This is a genomic window from Undibacterium cyanobacteriorum (assembly GCF_031326225.1).
Classification (GTDB): Bacteria; Pseudomonadota; Gammaproteobacteria; order Burkholderiales; family Burkholderiaceae_D; genus Undibacterium; species Undibacterium cyanobacteriorum.
Genome location: NZ_CP133720.1, coordinates 184,460 through 200,797 on the forward strand (window position 1 = coordinate 184,460; position 16,338 = coordinate 200,797).

At 50.4% G+C, this 16,338-nt stretch carries 15 protein-coding genes; 9 read left to right on the top strand and 6 right to left on the bottom strand.

All coding sequences use genetic code 11. The annotated features are described in order from the left end of the window. Window positions 1-3: 3 nt before the first annotated feature. A complete protein-coding gene (locus RF679_RS00785; RefSeq protein ID WP_309482322.1) occupies window positions 4-1,203 on the bottom strand; it encodes a GGDEF domain-containing protein in 1,200 nt (399 codons plus the stop codon). A gap of 274 nt (window positions 1,204-1,477) precedes the next feature. On the opposite strand from RF679_RS00785, the gene RF679_RS00790 reads away from it, so the two are divergent. Next, a complete protein-coding gene (locus RF679_RS00790) occupies window positions 1,478-2,401 on the top strand; it encodes a hypothetical protein (protein WP_309482323.1) in 924 nt (307 codons plus the stop codon). Here RF679_RS00790 and RF679_RS00795 read toward each other — a convergent pair. Continuing rightward, the gene (locus tag RF679_RS00795) at window positions 2,398-3,207 is read right to left on the bottom strand and encodes a M48 family metalloprotease (RefSeq protein WP_309482324.1); all 810 of its coding nucleotides are present in this window, start codon (window positions 3,205-3,207) and stop codon (window positions 2,398-2,400) included. The genes RF679_RS00790 and RF679_RS00795 overlap by 4 nt on opposite strands. Window positions 3,208-3,479: 272 nt before the next feature. Here RF679_RS00795 and RF679_RS00800 point away from each other — a divergent pair, with 272 nt between their 5' ends. The 5 genes from RF679_RS00800 to RF679_RS00820 all read left to right on the top strand — a co-directional run bounded on the left by RF679_RS00800 (window position 3,480) and on the right by RF679_RS00820 (window position 8,916). Beyond that, entirely contained in the window at window positions 3,480-3,731 is a 252-nt protein-coding gene (locus RF679_RS00800) for a hypothetical protein (protein ID WP_309482325.1), read from the top strand. A 106-nt stretch (window positions 3,732-3,837) separates the two neighbouring features. Further along, the gene (gene ggt / locus RF679_RS00805) at window positions 3,838-5,730 is read left to right on the top strand and encodes a gamma-glutamyltransferase (protein WP_309482326.1); all 1,893 of its coding nucleotides are present in this window, start codon (window positions 3,838-3,840) and stop codon (window positions 5,728-5,730) included. 641 nt (window positions 5,731-6,371) lie between these two features. After that, window positions 6,372-7,049: a Bax inhibitor-1/YccA family protein gene (locus tag RF679_RS00810; protein WP_309482327.1), complete on the top strand. Its 678-nt coding sequence runs from the start codon at window positions 6,372-6,374 to the stop codon at window positions 7,047-7,049. Window positions 7,050-7,277: 228 nt separating this feature from the next. Continuing rightward, complete coding sequence (locus RF679_RS00815; protein ID WP_309482328.1) at window positions 7,278-8,081, top strand: glycine-rich domain-containing protein; 804 nt, start codon at window positions 7,278-7,280, stop codon at window positions 8,079-8,081. Between the two features lie 130 nt (window positions 8,082-8,211). Beyond that, complete coding sequence (locus tag RF679_RS00820; RefSeq protein WP_309482329.1) at window positions 8,212-8,916, top strand: DNA alkylation repair protein; 705 nt, start codon at window positions 8,212-8,214, stop codon at window positions 8,914-8,916. Window positions 8,917-9,036: 120 nt separating this feature from the next. Here RF679_RS00820 and RF679_RS00825 read toward each other — a convergent pair whose 3' ends face one another. Then, window positions 9,037-9,696 (bottom strand): hypothetical protein, encoded by a 660-nt coding sequence (locus tag RF679_RS00825; protein ID WP_309482330.1) that lies wholly within the window; start codon window positions 9,694-9,696, stop codon window positions 9,037-9,039. A 222-nt stretch (window positions 9,697-9,918) separates the two neighbouring features. On the opposite strand from RF679_RS00825, the gene RF679_RS00830 reads away from it, so the two are divergent. Next, complete coding sequence (locus RF679_RS00830) at window positions 9,919-10,311, top strand: MAPEG family protein (RefSeq protein ID WP_309482331.1); 393 nt, start codon at window positions 9,919-9,921, stop codon at window positions 10,309-10,311. A 61-nt stretch (window positions 10,312-10,372) separates the two neighbouring features. Here RF679_RS00830 and RF679_RS00835 read toward each other — a convergent pair whose 3' ends face one another. After that, window positions 10,373-11,218 carry an alpha/beta fold hydrolase gene (locus RF679_RS00835; RefSeq protein ID WP_309482332.1) on the bottom strand — a complete coding sequence of 282 codons (846 nt, stop codon included), beginning with the start codon at window positions 11,216-11,218 and terminating at the stop codon, window positions 10,373-10,375. Window positions 11,219-11,419: 201 nt separating this feature from the next. Between RF679_RS00835 and RF679_RS00840 the strand changes: the two genes are divergently transcribed. After that, complete coding sequence (locus tag RF679_RS00840; RefSeq protein ID WP_309482333.1) at window positions 11,420-11,638, top strand: DUF2798 domain-containing protein; 219 nt, start codon at window positions 11,420-11,422, stop codon at window positions 11,636-11,638. 75 nt (window positions 11,639-11,713) lie between these two features. On the opposite strand, the gene RF679_RS00845 is transcribed toward RF679_RS00840, so the two are convergent. Further along, complete coding sequence (locus tag RF679_RS00845; protein WP_309482334.1) at window positions 11,714-13,258, bottom strand: tetratricopeptide repeat protein; 1,545 nt, start codon at window positions 13,256-13,258, stop codon at window positions 11,714-11,716. A gap of 182 nt (window positions 13,259-13,440) precedes the next feature. Here RF679_RS00845 and RF679_RS00850 point away from each other — a divergent pair, with 182 nt between their 5' ends. Further along, complete coding sequence (locus tag RF679_RS00850) at window positions 13,441-13,905, top strand: low molecular weight protein-tyrosine-phosphatase (RefSeq protein WP_309482335.1); 465 nt, start codon at window positions 13,441-13,443, stop codon at window positions 13,903-13,905. A gap of 82 nt (window positions 13,906-13,987) precedes the next feature. On the opposite strand, the gene RF679_RS00855 is transcribed toward RF679_RS00850, so the two are convergent. After that, a complete protein-coding gene (locus RF679_RS00855; RefSeq protein ID WP_309482336.1) occupies window positions 13,988-16,303 on the bottom strand; it encodes a M28 family peptidase in 2,316 nt (771 codons plus the stop codon). Window positions 16,304-16,338: the final 35 nt, after the last annotated feature.

Genomic DNA, 16,338 nt, shown 5'->3' on the forward strand with positions numbered 1-16,338 from the left:
CGATCAAGCGCGGTTTGCGATGACACTCACATCGTGCTGACCATAGGTCGAAAACGCCACCACGCGATTTCGGCCTTGGTGCTTCGCCATGTATAAAGCGAGGTCTGCCGCACTCAAGAGGGAATGTGCTTCATGCGCGTCGTGTTCCGTATCCGCCACGCCGATACTGACACTGCTGCTAATGATATTGCCGTCCCATTCGATAATCAGGTCGGTGAATAAACGACGAATGCGATCGGCCAAAACCAAGGCTTGAGTTTCGGTAGTACCGGGAAGAAGAATGCAAAATTCTTCGCCACCATAGCGGGCAATATAGTCATTGGTGCGTACCACCGATTGCATCAAATGCGCCAAGCGACGCAAAACTTCGTCACCAGCGGGATGGCCAAATTTATCATTGAGGCGTTTGAAGTAATCGACGTCTATCATCATCAAGCTAAGGCATTCTCCGTTGCGTTTTTCATTCGCGAGCTGACGCGTGATTTCCATATCTAAACTGCGGCGATTCATGAGGCCAGTCAGTGGATCGGTCGCCGCTAAGTTTTTGAGTTGATTGGCGAGCGTGGTATTAATCAGTAGCATGAAGGCGAGTGACATCGCCATCTGCGCCATGCTGGCGAAGAAAAACACATACGGATTCACACCTGTTGTGTTAAACATGCTGACCGTGCTGTTGGTGAGGAAGAACAGGTTGATCATACGGGCCACAGCCAACATAGCAATCAAGGAAAACGATAGACCTGCCAACCAATATGCCGTACGTAAGCCAGGTTCAATGCGAATGAGAAGTGCACGAGCACAGGCAACGTGGATCACAAAAAACAAAAAGAAATTGATGAAGATGCGTAGGCGCGGTTCGTTAATGACGGTCGACAAACCATAGTTATTCAGAAAGAGCACCAGCGAGAGAACGACGGGAACCCAATAACTGCATCGTTTGCCACGAAATGCTTCGATGCCGTTGTACAGTAAACCCATGCCGGTGCCGACCCCAATCGAACCGAGAAAGACTATGATGAATTGTGGGGGGAAGCTGACTTGACTGGCAATCGCAAACGATAAACCAATCAGAAGATCACCCCACGCCCATTGTTTCGCACCACGGATGTTGTCGGATTGCTGGCTGATCAAACCCAACATGCCAGCAAACATGACATTGATAGCAGCCCAAACGATGAGCATAGTGCGAGGATCAAGTTGCATAAATTCGGTCGGCGTTACGAGAACAGAAGATGAAGATGGAGCGAGCTGCTAGTCTCAGCAGACTATTTTAAGCGGAAAATGGTTCTCAAAGGAAACTATATTGTGTCACGATATTGTGCAAGTTCTTCTGAAGCTGGTACTTCTCCTATCTATTCTTGCTTTTGCTCCGGCGAGGCGCGAGGCACAATGCAGGATAACGTAGAAAATGATGCATCATGCCGATGTAAAAGCGATGTAAAAGTGGTGTAACCCCCTATTTTTTGAGACTGTTGACGTGTTAAAAACGCTCTTGAGTATTGCATTCGGTAGTACAGAGAAGCCGCATATCGTGCTGGATGAAACCAGTTCGATTGACCAGCGCTTGGCTTGGTTGCGTCCCGTGATGGACTTATTTCCTATCGGTCGCAAGCAACGTTATTACCCCAATCATCAGGAAAACATCGTGTTCGATACGATGGTGGTGGCCTATCGTGTCAATGGTCATTTCATTTACAGCCTGACAGCAATCGACACGGATGCAGAGGGCTCACCGGCATTTTTCAAAATTGGCAGCGCGGGTGAAAGGCTGCATGTTTCGCAACTCACCCAGTTTGACCTCGTGGTGCCAGATACGTCGGAATTTGAGCGCACTTTGGATTATGAGCGACGAGCGGCGCTGGGGCGTGGCCGTCAATTTGAAATTGGCAATACGATTTCTTTGTTGTCTTCGCAAAGTGGGCGCGGCGCCTCGGTATTGGATACCGTGGTGCGCGAAAACGTCTTGTTAGAAAGTGGTCCCTACGCCCATAGCACCTTGATCTGCTTGCAGCCGACCATTGAGACCATGAGTATCACCGATCAAAGGACCAAAGCACGAGCGCATACCAATGTGCCAGTCATGCTCGCCGAAGTGAATGGACCTTGGCATCATGCATGGAAAATTATTGATATTTCGGAGCAAGCGATCCGCGTTCAATTACAGGGCGATCCAGAGCAACACCATGATGCGCATGTGTTTCCTTTGCATCAGGAAGTTGTAGTGCAGGTTCGTGTGCCAAACACGGAACAGTCATTTGAATTGAAGGCCTACGTGATGCGAAAGTTTCCTCAGGTTCGCGTATTGCGCCTGGCCATGATGCGCAAGAACGATCGCTATCAAGTGTTCGAACCGCATGATCTGTTGGAATTACGCGCAGCGCTATTGAACTACAAACCCTAAGCTTGCTTGGCCGTAGGTGTCTGTTGTTGATACCACGTTCGCAAGCGTTGTAGACGTTGTGCTGGTGCGGGATGACTCTTGCTATCAAAGTTTGGATAGGCGCTGTGTTTGCGTAGTTTCTCAAAAAAACGTATCAACATAGCCCCAGCGAAACCGGCTCGCAGTGCGAGTTGAAAGCCCACCAAATCTGCCTCATATTCCTGCGCCTTATCAAACTCAGCGAGTGCAGTGAGGATGACATCATCTTCGTCGACGGCGTCCTGAAAGTCCTCAAAATTTTTCGTCTGCAAACTTGGAAAGCGGCGCAAGGCCTCTCGGTCTTCGAGAAAGTGATGGTGTAGTAAAGCGTGCGCCATTTCATGGCTGATCAACATCGCCAGTTCCATGTCATTCAAGCTCATGCGCTGCGCCTGTGGCAGACTAATCAGAAGTTTTCCACCCGCCATGCAATACGAGCTCTCTTCGGCTTCATCGCTAGTGTGGAGTTCCCACTGCCATGCCTGCGTTTCCGGAAAATCGCGCGACGCTTGCTGCCTCAAAGTGCTCAAGATGCTGCTGCTCCGTTGAAGAAAGCTCGCGCTACGGTCGAGTAAGTGGCCATGGGCCAGTTCTTGGATTTTTTTCTGATAGCGTTTGGCTGCGCTGTGTATCACTAAAGCCGGACTCAGTCTCCATGGCTCTTCATCGCTAGCATTGACCTTAGTGACTTCCGTGATGGGTTGCGCCATGACATGGGAGGCAAACGCTCTGAGACAGTATTCGCCGAGAAGCGTAGTGATCAGAAAAGTGAAGCGACGACGTGACATAAAAGCTCAGCATGGAGAGGTTGGCCTCGAGCACCACTCTTAAACATTGTGGCAACGCGGCGACTCGGCAACAAAGTGCTAGACGATTGTAGCACTGTCCAAACGAGTGTTCGGAAACTGTTCGGTACTGTTCGCTTTTGCACAGTGCGGACACTATTTTGAGGTGGTAATGTAGATAAGATTCTATAAGAATCAGTGACTTAGATTGTTCCCAAGAATTGGCATGGAAACTGCATAGTCAAACAGCGTTGCCGATTGACTGGGAGTTCGTCATGCGTTTTCGATTTCAAAAATACTTTTCATTTAAAAAATTTGTGCAGACTTTGGCGACCATTTTGCTGGGGTTGATTGCATTTTTATATGCATTCCAGACATGGTTAGAGACGACCCATGTCCCGCTGCGCCCCTCGAAATCGGGCGATGTCGAAGTGATCTTTATTCATAGCGGTGAGACCAAGGTCGTGAAAGCCAATCTGCGGAGCTTGGCGAGTTTGGTTGAAAAAGTGGATTGTGTCTTAGCTTGAAATAGAACTGTCTCATAAGGCGCTTGCTTAGTAATTTCTGTTTCGGGTATCGTTCAAGAAACGTCGACATTTGAATCGATCACTCCCTACTCTCGAACGGATTGCTATGCAAGTTTTGCCAACTTATTCCTCCGCGTATTCCTCCACCTATTTATCTGCTGATTCGCAAACTTCCTCACTTCGTATCCTTCCACGATTGATCGCGGCGACGCTCTTGTTGAGTTTAAGTCTGCCGAGCATGGCGGGCGCAAAGTCCAACAACACCACCGCAGCCAACACAAAAACGCCTGAAATGCACGGACGAGGTGGTGCTGCAGCGACCATCAATGAATACGCGACACAATCGGCGATGCAGGTATTGAATCGTGGTGGTAATGCGATCGACGCCGCCGTCGCTGCAGCGGCGACTTTGGGTGTGACTGACCCATTCAGCTGTGGCATTGGCGGTGGTGGTTTCATGCTGATATATCTCGCCAAGGAAAAGCGTTTCATCACCCTCGATCATCGCGAAACAGCGCCACAAGGTTTCCGCTCTGATGCCTTTATGCGCGATGGCAAACCAATTGCGTGGGAAGACGCCGTCAACAGCGGTATGGCAGTCGGTGTACCTGGCACCGTGCGCGGCTGGGACGAAGCTTTAAGACGCTACGGCACCATGTCCTTTAAAAAGGTTCTGAGCCCAGCGATCGCGGTGGCCGAACGCGGTTTTCCGATCACGCCTATTTTTCACCATCTCAATCAAGGTGCTGCGGCCAAGTTCCAACGTTATAGTTCGAGCAGCGCACTGTATCTTCATCAAGGTCAAGCCCTGCCGGTTGGTTTTCATTTCCGCAATCCAGACCTCGCCAAAACTTATCGCCTGATTGCCCAAGCCGGTGTGAATGGGTTTTATCGCGGGCCCGTCGCGCAAGCCTTTGTTAACACCGTGAATCAACCGCCAGTCAATCAAGGTGTCGCAGTGGTACCAGGGAAAATGCAACTGAGCGATTTAGACAACTACGAAGCGAGATGGCGTCTGCCGGTGCATACGACGTATCGTGGACTCGATCTGTATAGCATGGGTTTGCCCAGTAGCGGCGGCGTCACCGTGTTTGAAGCACTCAATATGCTCGAACATTTTGATTTGAAAAAAATGCCGCGCGAACAGGTCGAGCACTTGTATCTTGAAGCAGCGCGGCTCGCCTTTGCCGACCGCAATGCTTATCTTGCGGACCCTGAATACGTTGACGCGCCAGTACAAGGTTTACTCTCCAAGGCTTATGCGCAACAGCGTGCTCAATTGATCAATCCGCAGCAAGCGATGGCGCGTGATGTGGCTGCAGTGGCGGGCGATCCATACCAATATCAGAACGATCCAAGTATTACCTTGCGTCCGCAAACAGCCGCACAGAAGTTGCAAGAGGAGCGCAAACACACGACGCATTTGACGGTGAGCGACCGCGAGGGAAATATTGTGAGTTATACCTACACCATCGAGGACTGGGGTGGTAATGGTATGGTGGTGCCGGGTTATGGCTTCTTACTCAATAATGAGCTCACCGATTTTGACTTCGCCGCACCGCACCCGAATGTGCCAGAAGCCGGTAAGCGTCCTCGCAGCAGCATTTCGCCTGTGATCGCCCTGAAGGAAGGTAAGCCCGCCTTCACCCTAGGAAGTCCAGGTGGATCAACGATTATTACCACCGTCTTGCAAAGTATCGTGAATCATGTGGACCTCAATATGTCCATGTTGAAAGCACTTGGCGCGCCGCGTTTATCCGAACGCAATGATGTGGTCACCCAAGTCGAACCGGGTTTCGCGGCAAGCGCACAGGCACAAGCGCTTGCAGCCAAAGGGCATCGTTGGACCATCGATGAAAGCGACAAAGAAATCGGCGCCGCGAGTGCTATCGTGTTTCATGCCGATGGTAGTGTGACGGCTGTTAGTGAGCCGGAGAGGCATGGGGTGGGCAGCGCCAAAGTTCAAATCCCGGAAGGACCGACGAAAAACAGACGCTAGCGTTGTTGCGTTCGCCTCGCCGTGCGTTCGCACTGTCTTCGGCTCCGCGCCTAGCTAGCGCAGTTTTGCGTCGGTCCTTGCGGCTGACGAAAATCATGAGGCTAGCGTTGTTGCGTTCGCCTCGCCGTGCGTTCGCACTGTCTTCGGCTCCGCGCCTAGCTAGCGCAGTTTTGCGTCGGTCCTTGCGGCTGACGAAAATCATGAGGCTAGCGTTGTTGCGTTCGCCTCGCCGTGCGTTCGCACTGTCTTCGGCTCCGCGCCTAGCTAGCGCAGTTTTGCGTCGGTCCTTGCGGCTGACGAAAATCATGAGGCTAGCGTTGTTGCGTTCGCCTCGCCGTGCGTTCGCACTGTCTTCGGCTCCGCGCCTAGCTAGCGCAGTTTTGCGTCGGTCCTTGCGGCTGACGAAAATCGTGACGCGAGCGGTGTTGTCGTCGTCTCGCCGTGCATTCGCACTGTCTTCGGCTCCGCGCCCCCGATAAAGGCATTCGAGGGCAGGCTCTAGCTAGCGCAGTTTTGCGTAGGTGCTTGGGGTGGATTGCCATTGTTAAAAAATCACGTTAAGCTTGCCGCACGCTGGTGATTTGATTGCCCGAATAGGAGTGATCTGGGCCAGTCAGTTAAATCAACAATAAAGGGAAAACATGGAAATCGTAGACGCACAAGGTGGTTATAGCCCATCCCGTGAGCAATTTATTGGTCGCACATTTAATCATTTGGGAGCTGCAATTGTTGGCTTTACACTGATCGAATGTGGTCTGTTTATGTCTGGTATTGCCGATAGTTTGGCGCGTGCCATGCTGGCTTTGCCTTGGTTGGCAATTCTTGGCGCATTTATGTTGGTCGGTTGGTTGGCTACCCGTACAGCACATACGGCGACCAGTAAAGGTGCCCAGTATGCAGCATTGCTTGCTTATGTTGTGGCTCAAGCATTCTTATTCGTACCGATTTTAGCGATTGCCAATGCTATGGCGCCAGGCATGATCACCAATGCAGCAGTCGTTACTCTGATCGGCGCTGGTGGATTAATCGCCGTCGCTTACACTTCGCGTAAGGATTTTAGTTTCTTAGGCAGCTTGTTAAAGTGGGGCGGCGTCGTGGCGCTTGCTTTGATCGTCGCAGGCGCGATTTTTGGTTTCCAATTGGGCTTGTTCTTCTCTGTAGCAATGGTGGGTTTAGCGGGCGCAGCTATTTTGTATGACGCATCCAATGTTTTCCATCATTACGATGATGATCGCTATGTGGCTGCAGCATTGCAATTATTCGCATCGATTGCCTTGATGTTCTGGTACGTCTTGCGTATTTTCATGAGCCGCGACTAATCCGTCAGGGGACTCAAACCGTCGTGAAAAGAGCGCCGTCCTTGTACGGCGCTTTTTTTTCGACCATGTTCTAAGTGTTTTTCCTTTGCGACCACCTGTTGTTTTTTTCTCGCCTTGCCCCTGCGCCTGCTTCGATGTCATCGATTTGTCATAAATGACGCCTACACTGGAACAGCAAAAAAAGAGAATAGAAATCAAAAACTAAAAACAATAAAAGGAGAAACACAGATGAAAAACATCACAATCAGTATCAAACAAGCATGGGTGCAATATCGCTATCGTGCCCTAGTTCGCCAATCGGCCTTTCAACGTGAACTGGAGGCCCTGCCCCCGACCTTATACGAACACTGGCGCAAAGAGGCGCCGCTCGAATTTAATGGCATCCCGATGGATGCCATTTTTTTTGTCCGCGCGGCGGAGGGGCTGCTGCGCTTCTTTGATTGTGTCCGCTACAGTCAACATCCCTGCGCCCTACCAAGCAAGGCCGCCGACTCGGTATGGCATGCTTGGCTCACACTCCCTGCACAAAGTGAAGATCATATCGACACCTACTGCCAACGCTACTTCGGTCGGGTGATACCGCATGTTGAAGCCAGTCAAATGCCGGTCGACACAGGCTTGGGACTTGCGGCGACATTAGTCATCGCGCGTAAGCGAGGTGGTCGCGACCCCGCGGCACCTAGTCTGCCAGCCTTATTCGAGCTTGATCGCAAATTACGGATGCCAAATGGGTATGGATACCAATTACAGAAATATCAAATTCACCTTCATCGTATGAGTCAAAACGGTCGCTTGGCGGGTAGCCCACAAGTCATGCACCCTTTGGATCCAAGTAGTTTGCTTGCCTTCGGTTTGATCTCGCAAACCTCATACGCAGCGTATGAGTTAGAGCGCCAACGCACCGAAAAAGCCGCCTCTGACGGAGCTGGCGGCAGTTCATGCGGGAGTAGTGGCTCGGACAGCAGTTGCGACGGTGGATCTTCTTGCGGTTCGTCTTGCGGAGGAGGCTGCGGTGGTGGTTGTGGCTCTTGAGAGAGTGAGAGAGCGAGTGGCGGGGCTGCTTGTTGCCACCACGTGCCATATTGTTTTTTGCAGTGGCAGCAGATAACCTAGTAGGCTCCTTGATGAACATCTCTTGGCGCACTTACTACGGCACAAGAGAGTGAAAAAATTTCTAGCTCACGCCATGCATATCACCGACTACTTCGAACAGCTGCAACAGGTCTTTATCCGCCACGCCCGCCCCGAAAATATGGCGGCGATGGAAGCCTATATGCTCGATCAATTTCAATTTCTCGGCATCAAAGCACCGCAGCGACGTGCTTTGATGAAAGAATTGGGCGCACCTCGATGGAGCGCAGAACAAGTTTTAGAGTTGGCACAAGCATTGTGGACGCTGCCTTATCGCGAATATCACTATGTAGCCGTTGATCAGCTGGCACGTCATGTGAAAATTTTGCAGCCCCAGCATGTCGGTACTCTTTTGGAGCTAGCACAGAGCCAAAGTTGGTGGGACAGTGTGGACGGACTTGCTGGTGTCATCGGCGATATTCTCTTGCTCGATCAAAAACAACATGGCCCGCGCGACACCAGTATGGACGCTGCCTTGGAACATCCCTGTATGTGGCTCAGACGCATCGCGATGACGCATCAATTGGGTTGGCGTTTAGAGACCAACACCGAACGTTTGCAAACTTATGCGCTGCGTTTGGCCGATGAAAAAGAGTTTTTCATTCGCAAGGCGATTGGTTGGGCACTACGTGACTATGGGCGTTGGAATAAAGAATTTGTAGTGCAATTTTGTCGGCACAACGACAAACTCTTATCGCCTCTGAGTCTACGTGAGGCACTGAAGCATCTCGCGTGATACTGATCAATGCTGATGAGTATTCGTGTTTGTTCGGACCGTGCAAAAAAAAGCGCAGGTCCGAAGACCCGCGCTTGCTGTTGATCAGGCGCCGCCAAGGAACCTGATCGCACATGGAACTTACTTCGTTGCAGCTACTTTGACGCTAGGCTTTGCTTCGACTTTAGTTTCAGCTGGCTTGGCCTCTGTTTTGTGCTCCTTTGTTTCGACTTTGGTCTCAGCTTTCGCGGCGACTTGATGCTCAGCTTTGTGATCCGTTTTTTGTTCCGCTTTGTGAGTGACAGGTGCTGCTTCAGTTTTACTCACAGCGGTGCCACTTGTTTGCGCAGATTTTTTATCAGCGTGTTTGGCATGTTTGGTTGCTACATGCTTGGCTTTTGGTGTGGATTGCTGAGCCGTTTCTTTTGCCGTAGGTGCTACAGGTGTTGCAGGCATTGCCGCTTTCGTTGTTGCAGGCGTTGCTTGTGCAGTCGTTTCTTTCATAACGGCGACTGGTTTTACTTCGCTTTTTGCTTCAACTTTCGCTGGTGCCACATTCGTAGTCGCCGCTACCGGAGTTTGAGTCGGCGTGGCTGATGTAGTGACCGGCGCTGCAGCTGGAGCAGTCGTTGGAGCAGTGGTCGGAGCAGTGGTTGGAGCAGTCATTGCTGCTGTTGTTTGCGTTGTGTTCGCGATTGGCGCTGCGGCAGGTGTTGTAGTTGATGTTGTCGCAGTTGATTGGGCGAAAGCTGCACCCATTGCGAAAGTAGAAGCGATAACAGTAGCGATTAACTTATTCATGATGGGTTCTTCCTTTGTTTATTAAGTTGCGTAGTTGATCTACGTAAGCCAAAAACGGCAGCCGAGACATTTGTGTTGACTGCCCAAGCTAGATGCGGCTCTCTAGAAATAGACAGAAAAAGCTGTCATCCAAGTCAACTTGCTTCGCGTTGCATCCGATTCTCCAGATCGGTGTAGACTTACGCCTTCTACCAAAGCCGAAGCAATTGAAGGAGATCTCAAATGAGTATTGCCAATTGGTGTGTGTTAGCAGCCTGTGTCTTACCGGTCGTTACAGTCGGTTTGGCGAAAGGAAGTTTGGGTCGTGTTTCGCGTAAAAATGGCGGTTACGATAACCACCATCCTCGCGAATGGGAGCAGAAACTGACGGGCTGGCAACAGCGCGCGATTGCAGCCCAAAACAACGGCTTTGAAGCGCTGCCATTGTTTATTGCGGGTGTTTTGATTGCTCAACAAAACCATGCGAATCAAGCGACGATCGACATGTTAGCGCTTGGATTTATCGCAGTGCGCTGTGCGTATGTGGCGGCCTATTTGGCAGATAAAGCAACTCTACGTTCCATCGTGTGGGCCGTCGGTGTCGGTCTCAGCATTGCCCTATTTTGCATCGGGTGAGCGACATCTCAAGTGGTAGGCGCATCGAGCGCATCAAGTGCGTGGGAGATGATGAATCTCTTTACTTTGCTTGATGCGCAATCTCTTTGCGGAAGTCCGAAATAATCGTGATCACCTGCTGCGGCTGATCACGATGGACATAGTGACTAGCGCCTTGGATGTAAAGAACCTGATCGCTACCCGTGATGGTTTTCCAATCACCTTGCAGTTCCTTGACGATCTTCTCGAGTTGTCCTTGTTCTAGGCGTTGATATTCAGTGCGGAATAAAACTTTCACAGGCATCTTGAGGCCTTGCTTCAAATCGAAACGCTCTAAGCAATTGGTTTGCTCATCGAACTCGCGTCGTTGCGTCGCCGAAAAGCTCACCAACCTAAGCGTCTTCATGGTCGCGGTGATGGTGGGTGACTGTGCTTGAATTTGTTCCCAATGACGAGGATGAGTAGGATCAATCAATACCATGCCCAGAACGTCGTCGCTGTACATTTGCGCAAACGCATATTGATAGATTCCGCCAAGCGAATGTCCCACTAAAAGGAATGGTGGACGTACCCCAGCTTGGTGTAAGGCGGAACGAAGTTCAGTCGCAATGGTGCAGGGATCACGCGGGCTGCTGCTCTCTTTACTGTCGCCATAGCCTGGTCGGTCGTAAGCGAAAACTTGACTGCCACGTGCTAAAGAACTGGCAATCGGAGACCAAGTATCTTTGGTGTCACCTAAGCCCGCTTGAAAGACGATGGTCGGTCCACCATTGCCCATTTTGGAATAGGCCAGCGCGCTCTCATTGATGGCAGTATGCCCGGTGGTGTAGATATTATTGCTCGCGCAGGCGCCTAATAAAACCGTAAGTAGTCCAACATGAACTCCCATGAGAACTCGGCGCTTCTGAACAATAGCTAGCAAAGTCATCGACATTCCTTCAGATGAACAAACCAATGAGCGTAGGCCGCCATTGTAACCAGTGAAGACTTTTTTGCAAGTGCTTGGTTTCTGGACAGATCGCAAGCAGGCCATCAAACGTCAATCAACCCGACGTAGTAAACTATTGGCCGAAACTTTTAAAAAAATAGCGATCATTCTGTTGAGATCGCGAATGAAGGGTGGAAAACAATGAGTAAAGAAAAGAAGCAGCAATTCCTATTTGGCTTACTGATGTCGATGTTCATGGCATTGTGTATGTCCGGTATCTTAACGGCCTTGAACACCGGTATTGAACATGGTTTCTTACAGCGTTGGACGAAGGCATTTTTGGTGGCGTGGCTGTGTGCCTTTCCACTAGTCTTGGTGTTTGCCCCATTGACGCGCAAGTTGGTGGCCAAGCTTATTTAAGTGCTTAAAGGTTGAGATCGAAGTTGCGGTCGCGTTTTGTGATCTCGTGCCGTGCCCTAGTTCTGTGCTAAGTGTTTAGATCTTGCGCCAGACGCAAACCAAGCTATCGATCACATCTTGTCCCTCACGCCGCAAGGCATGGGGCGACATCTCCAACACTTCCCACGCACCGCTGGCGGCAAGATCACGTAGATAGCTTTCTTGGTGCGCATAGCGTTGCGAGGCCTGCAATCGATACCCCTCAGTTTGCGCGATCGAGTTTGTTGCTGGATCGAGCTCCACCGTAAAGAACAAGAAACCATCTGATTGCAGCACGCGGTGGCATTGAGTGAGAAGCTCTTGCAAGTCGCCCATGTACACCAACACATCCGCCAGTAACACAAGATCGGCGACTTGTTCTTCGCCTACTAGGAAGTGCACGATATCGTTGCATACCAAACTATCGTAGATGTTGCGAGCCGCTGCGCGTTTGAGCATTTCCGGAGACAGGTCTACGCCAATCAGTGTAGCGCCAAAATCGCGCAGTTCAGCACCACACAAACCCGTACCGCAACCAAGGTCAAGCATGCGTGAGTTTGCTGTAAAGTTTGCGGCGGAGCGCGCCAGATACTTCTGAAAACAAGCGCGCAATATCGAAGGTAGACGATATTCCAAATTGACGGTGAGGTGCTGATCGAAATGCGGCGCATAGTGATCAAAGAGTGATCGTACGTAATCAGCGGGAGCGGCATGCGGACTCGCTGAGCGGCCTAAGCTTGCAAGCAGAAATTGAGCATGTTCCGATTCCAAACCGAATTGAGCTGCCTTGTGAATCGCAGCAACAGCCTCATCGAGGTGTCCCATTAACTTCAGCACTTGTATTTTTTGTAGATGCGCTTGCAATGATTGCGCGTCAATGAAGAGCAGATCTTCGAGACAATTCAAAGCAGCATCATAGTGCTGACAAGTGGTTTCCAAAATCGCCAAATTGAACAGTGCTTTGGTCTGCAGCGTGAACTCGAACGCAGCAGCTTGATAAGCGGATCGCGCTTCCTCAAAGCGACCTAATTTCTGTAAACTCAAACCACGTGCAAATTGGCACTGAGCTGGTGCTTTGTCAGCGCGTTTAAGAAAGTGCAAAGCATCGTCGAAATCGAGTAGCGCATCGAGATCCAAATCTAACTCTTGCAGGCAGAGTCCACGTTCGTAATACGCGTCGATGGCATCAATCTGAATTTCCATCGCACGTTCAAATGCTTTGATGGCAGCGGGATAGTCCTGTAACTGACGTAAGACCACGCCAGACGAAATCCAAGATTGCACATGCTGAGGATCCAAACGCTGGGCTTGTTCCAAGGCTTGCAAGGCTTCATGCAGACGCTCGAGACGCAGCAAACAAGAACCAATATTGTGTAATAAAGGGGCGTGATGCGGATTGCGTTGCAAGGCTTTTCCGTAGAATTGCAAAGCGGTTTCATGGTCGCCGCGCTGATGCGCAATCGCTCCGATCAAATGCAAGGCATCAAAGTGTTGGGGCTCTTGTTGTAGAACTTGAATATAGTATTGTTCGGCTTCGGCCAGTTGACCCAGCTGGTGGGCACTTTGGCCTTGTTCTAGCAAGTGGAGTATGGAAGACGACATACAAAGCGAGTGAAGAGCGAAAACATCAACGGTCGCCATTAAAACACAGAAAGGCTGAACAGGACAGTGACGGACATCTCCGTTAAAATTTTGAACCTAGCCCTGCTATGATGGGGCCAATGGTGTCACAGTAGGCAAGCCGCGTCAGCTTGTTGATTGAAAATGAAAGGCGATTTCTGAAGATGCATAAGATTCTTTTTGTTTGCATGGGCAACATCTGTCGTTCTCCGAGTGCTGAGGGCGTATTTCGCCATCAAGTTGAACAAGCTGGGCGAGCTGATCAATTTCTGATCGATTCCGCAGGGACCCATGCCTATCATATTGGTGAGCCGCCAGATCTGCGTTCACAAGAGTTCGCTTTGAAACGTGGTATTGATCTATCGAAGCAAAGGACGCGACAAGTGGAAGTGGCCGATTTTGCGCGCTTCGATTTGGTGTTAGCGATGGATCAGGATAACTATGCTTTGCTGATGCGCAAGTGTCCGGAACAACATCAACATAAAATAAAACTGATGATGTCCTTTGCGCGCCATAGCCGCTCAGAGATTGTGCCGGATCCTTACTATGGTGGCGCGCAAGGATTCGAAACGGTACTCGATTATCTTGAGGATGCCAGTGCGGGTTTATTGCAAAGCCTTACATCATAGAAGCCACTATCTTCAAAACAACGGAAGCAAGGACTTGCTGAATAGGTGCCCTAGGCGCTGACTATTAACCTCGGTCCGATGCTTAGTGAATATCAAGTGTGGCGATGCTCATGGCCATAAAATCACTATTCGTTTTTAGATCTGGAAAGCTCTGGTAAGTGCTGTCGATCACCCGCAATTTGGCGGCACGGCCAGCTTCGATTTCTAATTCCAATAAGTTGCCCATCGCATTGCCGACTTGATTGCGGCCATGAATCAAGATGCTCCAGTGATCCGGATCTTGGCTAACGAAATCTTGCCCATTAATGCGCGCCTTGAACACTTTACTGCCTTCAAGCGCGAAAAAGCTATGGTTGGCAAACAGTGGGCTATCTACTTTGACTTGGACCAACAAATGACGGTCGACGACGCGCACTTGTTGCACCTGTATCACAGGTTTTTCTAGCGTGCGTTCGCTGGTTTTTGCGTGCCACAGCGGGAATTTGGCGTAGCGAGAATGGGGCCCAACCACGTGTTCCAAATGCTTGTATTCCAGAGTTTGCCCAAACAGTGCCATTAATTCTGAATTCAGATTTTCATTCGGGCTGACCCAGTAATTTTCTCCCGTTTGAGCGCCACCGACGTACATGAGTTGAGTCGGCTCGGGAAAGGCTTTGTGATAATTGGCGGTCGCCATCGCGGCGGCGACGATAGAAATTTTTACAAAGAGAAGAGGAATCCAACGGCGCAATTGGTTGGCGATCGGTAACAGCGTTGGAATCGCCAGACCCAGTACCAGTAAGCTTAAACCGATCGGTACGCCAGACATGCGCATCCCGAGCGCAATATTGAACAATAAAATCAGGGGCGCAAATAGGACGATGGCAGGAAGCAGTGCCATACCGTTCACCCAAAACAAGCGTACGGACGACAATTCAGCCGCCCTCTCGATTGTCTTCTCGGTCGCTCTCAAATGCCATACTTTCGCCAAGAGTACGAAACTCAGTGGCCAAGCAAATAGAAAACTGAGACCAGGTGCTAGCACCGTGGTGACCGCGAGTAGGATCGCCCAGATCAGGTACGCACCTATTTGTAGTTCGATAGGACGCCACCAACGACACAGCCAGCGTTGTACATAGGTGAAAACGGTGGCGAAGAAGAGGATGAAAGCGAGTAGATAAAAATGGCCGTTATCGGCATCACGTAGCGTGGCGTATTCCGGATAGAGACGGCAGATGAAGATCCAAGCACGTTGCCCTAAAAAACCGAGTATGGCGAGTTGAAGCAGAAATAAAATGCTAGCGAATATGGTGTAGCGTAGGCGTAGTGTTTGTGATGGAAGATCGTGGCGGCGCTGCCAGCGTACTTGTGCGATGAGGATGAGCACCAAGCCAAGAATAATGAGCGCACTGAAGACCATCGCCAACGTGTTCGAGTAGTGTACGAGTCCAAGCCCAGGCAGTGAGAAATAAACGTGATTCTCGGTTTTCAGTTGTTGTAGGTCTTGTTGCGCGAAATGTTGCAGTAAATCTCGCATCAATTGCTGTTGCTCGGCCAGTGAGGCCGGATCGAGTTCCTGAGCGGTGTCGTGATGTGTGTGATAACTCGAGAAATTATCGATCATCGCGAAGTTCAAACCGGCGATACCTTTTTTGCGAAAGATCGTGAAATCAGTGTCATTCGGCAGCGCTTTGTAAACTTCGTACATGATGGAATTGCTGACCACTTTCGGTGTAGCTTGCGCGAGATGTTGAATCAGTTTTCCATTTTGATTGCTGGTTTCAAACATCATGATGGGACCGCTATTGCCGCGGTTGTCGAAGTTTAATACCAGCGCTACCTCTTTACTCCAAGGGTGTTGTTCTGCAAAAGCAATCGCTCCCAATAAGCCATTCTCTTCAGCATCCGTCATCAGAAAGAGAAGGTCGTTTTGCCTTTTTTGCTGTTGCAGATCGGCGATCACTTGCAGCATATTGGCAATTGAGACGCCATCATCACCAGCACCATAGCTATTTGCCACCGAATCATAATGGGCCGCGACCAGTATCGTTTTAGCCTGTCCCTGCCCGCTATTTGCGGACAATTTGACCATTAAATTATGAACTTGCGCGGCGCTGTTGTTGCGAGGATTGATGGCGAAGCTATTTTGCTGCTCGACGTTGAGGCCCATTTTTTCCAAGCGCTCGACCAAGAAGGCACGCACTTGTTGATGGGCGATGCTGCCAACCGGGTGACGTGCGGCACTGATGCGCGCTAGATCGGCTTGTGCGTTCCGCAAATGATCTGCCGTAATGAGGCTTTGACGAGGGGCGATACTTTGAATCGTGAGCCAAACCACCAAACAAATCAGCGCGAGGAAAGCAATGATGTGCCGGCGTAATGAGACATCTTCCTTATTGTTGAGGAAAAAGTAAGACATAGGGGCTCCGATTCATTCTCAATCCCCCTATTCTG